The sequence below is a fragment of the Streptococcus oralis genome (assembly GCF_001578705.1).
In the GTDB taxonomy this organism is placed as follows: Bacteria; Bacillota; Bacilli; order Lactobacillales; family Streptococcaceae; genus Streptococcus; species Streptococcus oralis_J.
Window position 1 is genome coordinate 291,361 of the sequence record NZ_KQ969038.1, and the last position, 10,640, is coordinate 302,000.

The 10,640-nt window shown below is 40.9% G+C and carries 12 protein-coding genes; 1 reads left to right on the forward strand and 11 read right to left on the reverse strand.

Translation table 11 applies throughout. From position 1 onward, the window contains the following. Positions 1-20 precede the first annotated feature (20 nt). Positions 21-590 (forward strand): MptD family putative ECF transporter S component, encoded by a 570-nt coding sequence (locus SORDD05_RS07365; protein WP_061418489.1) that lies wholly within the window; start codon positions 21-23, stop codon positions 588-590. Positions 591-764: 174 nt separating this feature from the next. Here SORDD05_RS07365 and dltD read toward each other — a convergent pair whose 3' ends face one another. The 11 genes from dltD to SORDD05_RS10270 form a co-directional block, all read right to left on the reverse strand. Further along, complete coding sequence (dltD, locus tag SORDD05_RS07370) at positions 765-1,937, reverse strand: D-alanyl-lipoteichoic acid biosynthesis protein DltD (RefSeq protein ID WP_061418492.1); 1,173 nt, start codon at positions 1,935-1,937, stop codon at positions 765-767. Between the two features lie 47 nt (positions 1,938-1,984). Next, positions 1,985-3,139, reverse strand: a complete 1,155-nt coding sequence (gene dltB / locus SORDD05_RS07375; protein WP_061418495.1) for a D-alanyl-lipoteichoic acid biosynthesis protein DltB — start codon at positions 3,137-3,139, stop codon at positions 1,985-1,987. A gap of 171 nt (positions 3,140-3,310) precedes the next feature. After that, the gene (locus tag SORDD05_RS07380; protein ID WP_061418498.1) at positions 3,311-4,003 is read right to left on the reverse strand and encodes a methionine ABC transporter permease; all 693 of its coding nucleotides are present in this window, start codon (positions 4,001-4,003) and stop codon (positions 3,311-3,313) included. A 1-nt stretch (position 4,004) separates the two neighbouring features. Next, entirely contained in the window at positions 4,005-5,066 is a 1,062-nt protein-coding gene (locus SORDD05_RS07385) for a methionine ABC transporter ATP-binding protein (RefSeq protein ID WP_061418501.1), read from the reverse strand. Continuing rightward, a complete protein-coding gene (locus SORDD05_RS07390) occupies positions 5,059-6,432 on the reverse strand; it encodes a M20 family metallopeptidase (protein ID WP_061418504.1) in 1,374 nt (457 codons plus the stop codon). Before SORDD05_RS07390 ends, SORDD05_RS07385 begins: the two co-directional genes overlap by 8 nt. Positions 6,433-6,530: 98 nt before the next feature. Next, positions 6,531-7,385: a MetQ/NlpA family ABC transporter substrate-binding protein gene (locus tag SORDD05_RS07395; protein WP_061418507.1), complete on the reverse strand. Its 855-nt coding sequence runs from the start codon at positions 7,383-7,385 to the stop codon at positions 6,531-6,533. A gap of 154 nt (positions 7,386-7,539) precedes the next feature. Continuing rightward, a complete protein-coding gene (locus SORDD05_RS07400) occupies positions 7,540-8,385 on the reverse strand; it encodes an amino acid ABC transporter substrate-binding protein (RefSeq protein ID WP_061418510.1) in 846 nt (281 codons plus the stop codon). Positions 8,386-8,487: 102 nt separating this feature from the next. Next, positions 8,488-8,811 carry an AzlD domain-containing protein gene (locus SORDD05_RS07405; RefSeq protein WP_000253912.1) on the reverse strand — a complete coding sequence of 108 codons (324 nt, stop codon included), beginning with the start codon at positions 8,809-8,811 and terminating at the stop codon, positions 8,488-8,490. Next, entirely contained in the window at positions 8,801-9,496 is a 696-nt protein-coding gene (locus SORDD05_RS07410; protein WP_155718859.1) for an AzlC family ABC transporter permease, read from the reverse strand. Before SORDD05_RS07410 ends, SORDD05_RS07405 begins: the two co-directional genes overlap by 11 nt. A gap of 143 nt (positions 9,497-9,639) precedes the next feature. Further along, a complete protein-coding gene (locus SORDD05_RS07415) occupies positions 9,640-10,242 on the reverse strand; it encodes a hypothetical protein (RefSeq protein ID WP_061418513.1) in 603 nt (200 codons plus the stop codon). Between the two features lie 181 nt (positions 10,243-10,423). Further along, a partial coding sequence (locus tag SORDD05_RS10270) for a CPBP family glutamic-type intramembrane protease (protein WP_231077326.1) occupies positions 10,424-10,640 on the reverse strand: 217 nt, incomplete at its 5' end.

Genomic DNA, 10,640 nt, shown 5'->3' on the forward strand with positions numbered 1-10,640 from the left:
TTTTATATAAGGAGATTCTCATGAAGAAAAATATCTTAACTACCCTCTTAGCCGTCGTTCTCTACTTCCTCTGTCTAGGAATCGGAGTAGTACTTGGACACTTGGTGGATTCAACGGGCAATATGTTCTATGCACCTGCCTTTTCTGCCCTTGTCGGTGGCAGTGTCTACATGCTTCTTTTGACGAAGGTCCCTCGTTTTGGCGCTATCACCACTCTAGGACTTTTTATGGCACTTTTTTTCCTAGCTAGCAAGCATGGCGCTGGTGCCTTTCACCCAGGACTCGCCTGTGGTCTTGCAGCAGATGCCATCGCTCGTCTCGGAAACTACAAAGACCGAATCAAAAACACCCTCTCCTTCCTCGTCTTTGCTTTTAGCACAAGTGGTCCTATCTTCCTCATGTGGATCAGTCCCAAAGCTTATGAAGCAACTCTACTCGCTCGTGGAAAATCCCAAGAATACATTGACCGTATCATGGTCGCTCCAGAGCTAGACAAAATTTTTCTCTTTGTCGCAAGCATTCTCCTTGCTGCCTTAATTGGTGCCTTGCTTGGGCAGTTTCTAAGTCAAAAAATAGCTGATAAACTATAAGATAAAAGCCCTGAAGACTAGCAATGCCTAGCTTCAGGGCCTTTTTGTATACAATCTTAGAATTCACTATAGATAAATTCTTGAATATTCGAAAAATCTGTCACAAAACAGTAAATCACGATGCTCAAGATAACCGTATAGAAAAATAGTGTCCACAAGATTAAACGATGTGTGTTAGTTAGCTTGGTTTGCAAATTTGTAAAGTTCTTTTTCAACTTCCATCCATCCTTTCACTCCAACGTGCATCACGTCAAATAAAAAGTAATCATCATACTCTCTGTTTCCATAGTTTAGCACCGTTGCACCATGGCTTTTTGCGACATCTTCTATTTTTTTATAAGTTTTTTCCCGCATCTCTCTTGAGACACCTGTGTAGTCGTTCCATTTCCCGTTTACCGGGAAAATAATAACTTCAACTTCAATGCCCAATTCTTTGGCAACTGTCAAGAAGAGTTCCATATCTGAATATTCTGGTGACTCCAGATAGCTCAAATCTTTATTGGAATCTTTCAGCGATGCATAGCGATCTTTTAAGTAAGTATTGTAGTAGTTATTATCCACCGCATAGTCATTGTTGTCTGTTTTCTTTTCAACTTCTTCTACAAATTTCTTGGTCAGCTGCTCCCAATCATAGTCTGGGGTTTTATCTCCTAGTGAAGGATAATCTGATTTAGCATGTTTTTGATAAAAAGTCTGTTTGAGCTTAAAGGAATACATCGCGTTCTCAAACTCTAATAGTTTTTTATCAACAATGGTTCCTTTTCCATCTATGAAATAACTTTTATATTTTTTGTAGATGTCATTTTGTTGCTTGTTCCCTTTGGTAATCTCAATAATCCGATTGATTATTTTTTCTTTCGTTTCCTTACTAATCTTGCCATTATCTAGCATATGGAAAATATGTTCCTGAGAAGCCTTGTTCAAAAAGGCATCTTGATGAGTCCCAGCTTTTTCAAACCATTGAACCGACTCGACAATGGCCACTTTTCGCTTAGTCATAGATCCTTCAATAGAGCCCAAGGTCGTAGCCTGAATGATGTTTTGAGAATAACTGGTCCCAATCTGCATGATATTAAAATCGTTGTAGTTAAAAATTTTATTGGGATGATAGTCTTCATTTATCGTCGCAACCAACTCAGACGAGCCCAATAAAACCAGTGTATTGGGAGTGATATTGCTTGTTAAAATATCTCTACTTTTATACTTTTCATACGAAGTGCTATAACGAATACTGTTATCCTTGACTTTATAATAATCATCAATCTTCTTGACATATGTCACATTTAAAAGGGCAAGCGTCGCAATTACGAGCACAAGCGATAGTAAAAATGCTTTTAATTTAATCATCTTGTTTTATCCTATCCCTTCGATCTGTCTGATTTCTTTTCAATCTCTTATCTCTTTAAAATCGTCAGTAAGATTTTATAGGGTTCACCTGAAAAGATAAAGAAACCAACCATAACCAAATTCATGGTCACAAACCAACTTAGTAGCTTATACCAGTTTTTGTTTTTATTTTTCTTATAAAAATTGCTTTTCTTTTGATACACTTCAAATCCAGCCATCAAGACACCATGGTAAAAACCATAAACAATGTAGCTAACACTAAGACCATGCCAAAAACCCATGACCAACATATTGACCATATAGGCATAGGTTGCATTGTGTAGTCTATTTTTGAACCATTTTTTCCTGATAACCTGCATCAATACTCTTGAAAATACAAAATCTCTCAACCAGGTCGACAAGGTGATATGCCATCTGGTCCAGAAATCCTTGATATCGACACTCAAAAAAGGTTTGTTAAAGTTCATCGGTGTCTGAATACCTAGAATGTTGCTACTTCCAACGGCCATTAGACTATAGCCTGAAAAGTCGAAGAACAGATACAAGGTATAGAGGTACATATACTTGATTGAGTAAACGACTGTGCCAGTATTATTTAGAGCGAGTAACATCTGGTAAACATAGGTTGATAAAACAACCTTGTAAAGAAGACCTAGAACGATACGATACACACCGTCCCCCGCTAACTCCAGATACTCTTTTCGGGGCATGACCTCGTTTATCTCTTTTAAAAATCTCCTACTCCGATCAATCGGACCAGCACTAACTGTTGGGAAAAAGAGCAAAAACTGTAGATAATCTTTTACACTGATTTTTTCTTTTATCAAGCCATCCGATATTTCTAGCATGATCTGAATGGTCTTAAAGGACATGTAGGAAATTCCAATAAAGGCCAACAAATGCAGAGAAGTCAAGGCAAAGACTTTATTGATTACCAAAGGAAGGATAGAAAGGAAAACCAGGGGTTTCAGCCGCTTTGCTTCTATCCTCTGTGCTAGAAAAAACAGAAAATATTGGTAGACGATAAAGGCGAGCAAATAGACAATCATCGCTCGGCTCTTACCATAGATAGCTCCTGCAAATAAGAGGGAGAGCGCCAAAATATAGTAGTCCTTACGTTTTTCAAAAAAGTTTACCACAAAACCAATCAGTAAAACTACAAATAAGAGAAGGAAAAACTCATTCCCCTCGAAATAATTCATACCAGCTAAACTCCTTTTTCATTTTCTCATCTCGCTTCAAGGTTTATATTTCTAATTTTTTCCTATCCTATCACCAGAAAGAGTTAACTTTATCTATTATACCATAATTTAAAAACTTTAAATGCCCCCTGTTGGCAGCTCCCTAGAACAAAAAGAGCCCTTCGGCTCTTTTTATTTATGACTTAATTTCTTGGTCAAGAAATCTCCCAAGAACTGGATCGTAAAGATAATCAAGATAATGATAATGGTTGCTAGAACTGTCACATCATGATTGAAACGGTTAAATCCATAAGCGATGGCTACGTTACCGATACCACCAGCTCCGACCGCACCAGCCATAGCTGTTTCCCCAACAAGGGAAATCAAGGTCACAGTCGTCACACGGATCAAATCTGGAAGACCTTCCGATAGATAAACCCCCACGATGTCCCAGAATGTCGCCCCGCTCGCTTGAGCCGCCTCAATGACACCGCCATCTAGCTCAGCCAAGACAACCTGCACCTGACGGGCAAAGAAGGCAAAGACTGCAAAAGAAAGTGGGACAAGGGCTGCATTTGGCCCAATACTAGTCTTAACAATCAAGTGAGAAAGCGGAGACAAGATCGCCAAAAGGATGATAAATGGTACCGCACGGAAAATAGAGGTAATCTTGTCTAAAATCCAGAAGACAACCTTATTTTCCAAGACACCACCTGGCGCTGTCAAGACGAGGAAAAGACCTGCCACTAGCCCCAAGAACCCTCCGATGATGAAGGAAAGAACTGTCATATAAAGAGTTAGGTAGATAGCCGTTCCCCAGCCTGCTTGACCAGCCCAGCCCATTTTATAGACATTTGGTAAATAGGTTTGAATCAATGATTCCATCTTACTGTCCTCCCTTCAATACTTTTAGCTGTACGCCTGCTTGACGAATAGCTTCTTGGGCGCCTGCTAGCGCTTCTTTTTCACCTGACAAGACCACAACCAATTCTCCAACAGGAGTACCGTCGAGAATCTCGATATTCCCATAGAGGATATTGGCCGTTACTTGGTAATGTTTATACAATTCATTCAAAAGTGGCTCGTCTGTAGAAGCCCCTGCATACTTGAGCTGCACTAAAATACTGTTCTCAGATAAATGCTCTACAATTTCTTGCTTCTCAATCTTGACCATAGCTTCGTCAATACCTGTGGCAGTTGAGATGAAGTCTTGAGTCAAAGGTTGTTTAGGATCTGAGAAGATTTCAAGGACACTGCCTTCTTCAATCAAACGGCCATCCTGCATGACTGCCACACGGTTGGCAATATCTTTGACAATCTGCATTTCATGCGTAATCAAGACAACGGTCAAACCTAATTTTTGGTTCAAATCTTGCAACAAGGCCAAAATCTGCTTGGTTGTCTTAGGGTCAAGGGCAGAAGTTGACTCGTCTGAAATCAAGATTTTTGGATCATTTGCCAAGGCACGCGCAATGGCTACACGCTGTTTTTGACCTCCAGATAGTTGTGAAGGGTAGTTTTCAGCACGATCCGCCAAGCCAACCAAGTCCAACAACTTAGCTACTTTAGCTTTCTTTTCTTCCTTGCTGAGTCCAGAGTGTTTGAGGGCAAAGGCCACATTTTCCTCTGCTGTCTTTTGACTCATGAGGTTAAAATGCTGGAAAATCATCCCGATATCCTGACGCTTACGACGCAACTGCTCTGCAGTCAAGGTCACTCTGCCGTCAAAAATGACGTCGTTATCAATGGTAATTTTCCCAGCAGATGGCTTTTGCAAGAGGTTAATCACCCGTACAAGAGTGGATTTCCCCGCTCCAGAATACCCAACGATTCCGTAGATATCCCCTTCTTGGATGTGAATGGTCACATCCTTGACCGCTGTGATGGTTCTCTTCTTCTGGTGAAAAGTCACATCGATCTGATCTAACTTGATAATATCTCTACTCATAGCTTCTAATCAGCTCCTCTACTAATTCAATATGGGTGTAGTAATCGGCGATTCGCACATTTTCATCTCCACCGTGGTCTCGGCTATTGGCATTTCCTAGACCGAAAGCCACCATTGGCACTTCCAGGGCGTCAAAGACCGTATGCATCGGTCCTGTTCCCGCTGTTGTTGGCAAGACTGATACGCCCTGTGGATAGAATTTCTTGGCCAACTCGATTACGTTGAGAATGGCTGGCGCACTCATATCGCTTCGATAGCTCATCTCTCCCAAGGTATAGTATAATTCTACCTTATCAAAGCCATTTTTGTCTAGCTGTTTCCGAATTTTTTCCAGAACATCATGTGGTTCTAGGCCAGGAACCAAACGAACCTCTAACTTAGCACTGGCTTCTGCTGGCAAAATCGTTTTAACCCCTTGCCCTTGATAACCTGACTGAATCCCTTCGATATTAAGGGCTGGCTCGAAAAAGAAACGTTTTAGAAAGGCTGCACGTTCCTCTTGTAAGAGAGGCAATTCCAAGCCATAAATGCGACTGATTTCCTCAGGATTGCGTTGGGCGTAGGTATCCACCAAGGCTAGTTCTCGTTCATTTGGCTCTTGAACATCCTCGTACAAGCCTTCTACTAAGATACGCCCATCTGCTGCACGTAGGCTACTTAGAGCCTGGATAAGATACCATGGAGCTGATTCCACGACACCACCATAACTCGAGTGAATATCCACATCAGCACTTTTTACCTTAGCATCAAATGTCACAATACCCTTATTACCACCCGAAATTTCTAACTGCTCCAAGGCGTTCTTGGTCCCTTGTTCCCATACCAGCAAATCCGCCCCACGAAGTTTGTCTGCGTGTTTCTCTAAATACTTATCTAGATCCACGGAAGCAGACTCCTCTGCCCCTTCCATGATAAAGCTAATATTGACAGGTAGGTCATCATGGTGTTGCATGTATTTTCTCAAAGCACTCAAACGAGCCGTGATATGCCCCTTGTCGTCGTCAACCCCACGCCCATACATAAAGCCATTTCGTACAGAAAGGGTAAAAGGATCCTCTGTCCACACCTGATCACCATCCGCTGGCACGGTGTCATAGTGGTTATAGAAGATCAAGGTCTTAGCATCTGGACGCGAACTCTTGAAATGCGCCATGACAAAGGGAGCCGTATAAGTTTCATCAATCTCCACTTCAGCCCCTACGCGCTTGAAAATCTCACCCAGATAGTTTGCGACTTCCTTAAGTCCAACCTGCTGGGCAAAGACTGATTTCTTGGAAATTAAGGTGCGCAAGACTTCAAAATAATGTTGAGCTACATGATCCTTTTCAAATTTTTCAATCTGTTCTTGTTCACTAGGAAAAACCATATTCTCTCTACCTTTCTATGAACCTATAGTCTTCTTTACAATCCATGCTCTAGACAAAAGTAAGAGGTGGAAACTCTCTCCCACCTCCCTGTGTCTTATTACCAAACTGGTTGGTCCAAACCGTCTGATGTTTCTTCGATAACCTTTTTCACTTCATCAGTGTGGTAAGCTGCGATAATTTTCTTGATGGCATCAGCCTTAGGTGATGATTCCCAATCTTTTTTCGCAACGATGATGTTGTACCATTGTTTTGAGTTTTCATCAGCTTGTTCTTTGAAGAGTGCTTTTTTGTAGTCCAATTTTGCTTCTGTAACGAAGGTATTGTTTACAACGGCAGCATCAACTGATGACAATGAACGAGCTGTTTGGCTAGCGTCCAATTCAGTAATCTTCAAGTTCTTTGGATTTTCTTTGATGTTTGCGATAGTAGCAAGTTCAGTTCCAGAAACATCCAATTTGATCAAACCAGCTGATTGAAGCAAGTAAAGCGCACGGCTTTCGTTTGTAGCGTCATTCGGTACAGCGATTTCACCCTTATCTGGGATTTCTTCCACTTTCGTGTACTTGTTTTCTTCCCCATTTTTACCTGAGTAAAGGCGGATTGGTGAGATGTACGTATCTGCAATCGCTACAAGGTCTTTCCCATTTTCTTTGTTCCAGTTGTTCAAGAAGTTGTAGTGTTGGAAGGCGTTCAAGTCTACCTCGCCATCAGCAGTTGCCTTGTTTGGTTGTGAGTAGTCAGTGAACTCTGTGAATTCCAATTTAATGCCATCTTTTTTAACCAATTCTTGGATTTTATCCCAACGTTTTTCTTCAGAACCACTGCGGTTAACTGTTGCGATTTTAACAACTGTTTCGTTGTCTGCTTTCTTTTCTGAATTTCCGCAAGCTGCAAGAGCCAAACCTGCGACTGTAGCAAGCGCTGCTACACAGAGCCATTTTTTAATTTTCATGATTCTATCTCCTTTAAAAATAATACCGTAATAGTATCTCATACTTTATTTGATTTCGCAAATTGTTATTAGATAGACAGACATATAGTTTGAAACTATATGTCTAAAAATTGAGAAATCATCCGTCTTTCTCAGACTGGATGATTTCATACGACTATTTAATGTCAGCTTCTGCTGGGAGGTAAGTGTCTCCGAAGAATTGTTTAGACAATTTTTCAAGAGTTCCATCTTTGTAGAGTTCTTGGATACGTTTGTCCACAAATGATTTCAACTCATCTTGACCTTTAGCAAGAAGTGGGTATACGTAAGGTTGTTGGTCGCTTGGAAGTTCAATCACTTTCAAGTTGTCCAAACCTTGGTTCTTGATAACTGTCTCAACACCGATTTTATCAAAAATCTTGTAGTCAAACTGACCATCGCTCAAACGTACCATGATTTGTTGGAAATCTGCCTTAGTATAGTTGAGGATAGTTGGGTTATCTGCGTGTTGTTTGTTGTATTCTTCCAACTGTTTAGCTGATGTAGTAGCTTGAACAATCTCTGTTGATTTTCCACCGATATCATCGAGAGACTTGATACTATCGTCGTCTTTCTTCACAACGAGAACGTTAGGGTTTTGGGCAATTGGTGCTGCATAGAGGTATTTTTCCGCACGTTCTTTAGTATAACTAAGATTGTTCACAGCCATATTGTAGCGGTCAGCGTCAAGTCCTGCAAAGACACCTGACCATTCTGTCTTTTCAAACTTAACATCATACTTATCAGAATCTTTAAAGATAGCACGAACCACTTCAATCTCGTAACCAGTCAATTCACCATTTTCTTCATAGATAAATGGCTTTGGCGAACCGTTAGTTGCTACGACGATTTCTTTTTTACCAGATGTTGCTGCTTCACTAGATGCGCTATCTTTCTTATCTCCGCCTGAGCAAGCTGCTAGTACACCTGCGGCAACAAGTCCGAGAGCAGCAAGAGATGAATATTTGACGATTTTTTTCATGTCATTTCCTCCAAAATAGAATACTGTACTATCTTAACAGAAAAAAAATTTTTTCGCCATTATATGATACCTATCTCGGTGATAGGTTTTTTTTATGGCTGACTAAAAGACCAGACGCAAGACTGCAATCAAGACCACTCCAAAAAGAACCGTACCCACTAGATTGCGGTAGCGAAAGGCTACCCAAGCCGTTGGAAAGACTGCTAAAAAGTCCAGCCATTTGATTTGAGGAAGGCTGCCAACCTTGCCAGTCACTACGCTTGAGAGGATCAAGGCAAAGATAATGGAGACAGGCAAAAACTTCAAAAATCGCTCAACGATAGCTGGCAGCCCCTTGTACTTCACCAAGATGAAGGGAATCATACGGGGAATCCAAGTCACCAATCCAGAAAAGACGATTGCCATTAAAATATACTTACTGACCATCTAAGACCACCCCCATGGTACAACCAAGTAGCGTCGCAAATAGAACAGCTAGCGACTGGGACACTACTGTCAAGAGGAAAAAGAAAGACACCGCAACAACAGCTAGGATCAGCAGCAGATTGCGAACAGGAACCCTTCTTTGCATAATCTGGAATTGCGAAGTAAAAATCCCGATAAACATCCCAACAAGGGCAAAGTCTAATCCAAAGACCTCAGGATTTGGAAGAAACCCACCTAAAGCTGTCCCCGCCACTGTCCCAATAAACCAGGCAACATAGCTATTCAAGTTGTTTCCATGCATCCACATAGGATTGACATTGTCTGTATGGGCTAATTCTCCCATCAAAACTCCGTAAGTCTCATCTGTCAGGAGACTGGACATGCCGATGTTTTGCCAGAGACTAGTATGACGGAAATAGGTCGATGCATGCAAGCTCAGCAAAAAGAGTCGCAAGTTGATCAAAAAGACCGTCATAGCAATAGCTGCCACAGGCGCTTGTACTGCAATCAGTGCCAACATGGCAAACTGGGCGCTCCCAGCATAAACAAAGAGGCTCATCAAGCCCATTTCAACAGGTGTCACATAGGGTGCGCCGATAATCCCACAAGCCAGACCAATGCTGACATAGCCAAGGGCAGTCGGCATAGCCGCCTGTACACCTTCCCAAAATCCTTTTTCTTTCATCTCTCTCCTCTTATTCTCTTCGTTTGAGGCTGTTCAAGGTCACAGCCACAGCAAGAAATATTATAACACATTCAAAGAAGAGAAAAAAGTTTAGAGTTTGAAACTAGTAGCTATCAAAAAATGCTGAAATCCCATGAGTGTTATTAATGCATCCTAAACTGATCAACTCGGATAGTGTACTTATCGGCTTGGCTTTCAACAGACTCATCTTCTGTCGGATAGACATCAACCCAGAGTTCTTTCCTTTTCCCTTTCAGCTTGACTTTATAGCGATAGCCGTCATCATAGAGTCCTACCATATCAATTGTCATGGACTGGTAATCTGGAAGAGCTTCAATTTCTTTTTTTATAGTCTGGGATAGATTATTGTGCACTACTTGTTGCTCCACCTTTGAAGTTACAGGAATATGAACTGTCGCTTTTTCCAAGCGATGTGATTTTGAAAATGTGAATCTTGCTCGACCTGTATAACCATTCAAAGAAATATTTTCATAATCATAGAAAAGGCGGCCCGTTTTATAGAAATAAGGGTCTTCAGCACGCCAAGTATCTCGATAGGCCATCTCTGTTTCCTCCACTACTTCGCTAGCCTCTTCAAACACTTCTTCAAAGGATTTAAGGGACATATTGAATGAAAGGGATTCAAACAAAACCAGTTGTGTCTTTTTAAAATTCTGGCAAGCTGTTAAAAGCATGAGGAAAACTCCAAGAGCAAGCAAACTACTGATTATTTTTGTAAATTTCATATTTCTACTATACAAAAAAACTCTAGAATTGACAAACTTTGATAGAATCGAATTCCGTGATTGGATTTTAAAAATGCTTCTTTTTGTTTTAAATTTAGTAAGAGTCAGTAACAAACCGTCATAATAAGAAAAAGACTGGGAAGCCAGCCTTATCTATGTGATGTAAAAAATTCTGCCAAACCTAATACCCAAACACCAGTAAACTGACGATAATTAAAAAGCTATTCCACAAGATGTGGAGTGCCATTGACCAATAAATTGAACGTGTATAACGAAAGAGCATACAGAGTAGCAGACCTGCTCCTGCATAAACGATGAAGTCTGTTAACACCCATCCATATTGCAAAACATGGATAAGACTGAAGAAAGTTGAGGAAACAATTATATCAACATAGCGC

Bases quoted from the DNA above. Each gene is read 5' to 3' on its own strand.
- SORDD05_RS07365 (WP_061418489.1), top strand. From the start codon at position 21: ATGAAGAAAAATATCTTAACTACCCTCTTAGCCGTCGTTCTCTACTTC.
- dltD (WP_061418492.1), bottom strand. From the start codon at position 1,937: ATGATTAAATTAAAAGCATTTTTACTATCGCTTGTGCTCGTAATTGCG.
- dltB (WP_061418495.1), bottom strand. From the start codon at position 3,139: ATGAATTATTTCGAGGGGAATGAGTTTTTCCTTCTCTTATTTGTAGTT.
- SORDD05_RS07380 (WP_061418498.1), bottom strand. From the start codon at position 4,003: ATGGAATCATTGATTCAAACCTATTTACCAAATGTCTATAAAATGGGC.
- SORDD05_RS07385 (WP_061418501.1), bottom strand. From the start codon at position 5,066: ATGAGTAGAGATATTATCAAGTTAGATCAGATCGATGTGACTTTTCAC.
- SORDD05_RS07390 (WP_061418504.1), bottom strand. From the start codon at position 6,432: ATGGTTTTTCCTAGTGAACAAGAACAGATTGAAAAATTTGAAAAGGAT.
- SORDD05_RS07395 (WP_061418507.1), bottom strand. From the start codon at position 7,385: ATGAAAATTAAAAAATGGCTCTGTGTAGCAGCGCTTGCTACAGTCGCA.
- SORDD05_RS07400 (WP_061418510.1), bottom strand. From the start codon at position 8,385: ATGAAAAAAATCGTCAAATATTCATCTCTTGCTGCTCTCGGACTTGTT.
- SORDD05_RS07405 (WP_000253912.1), bottom strand. From the start codon at position 8,811: ATGGTCAGTAAGTATATTTTAATGGCAATCGTCTTTTCTGGATTGGTG.
- SORDD05_RS07410 (WP_155718859.1), bottom strand. From the start codon at position 9,496: ATGAAAGAAAAAGGATTTTGGGAAGGTGTACAGGCGGCTATGCCGACT.
- SORDD05_RS07415 (WP_061418513.1), bottom strand. From the start codon at position 10,242: ATGAAATTTACAAAAATAATCAGTAGTTTGCTTGCTCTTGGAGTTTTC.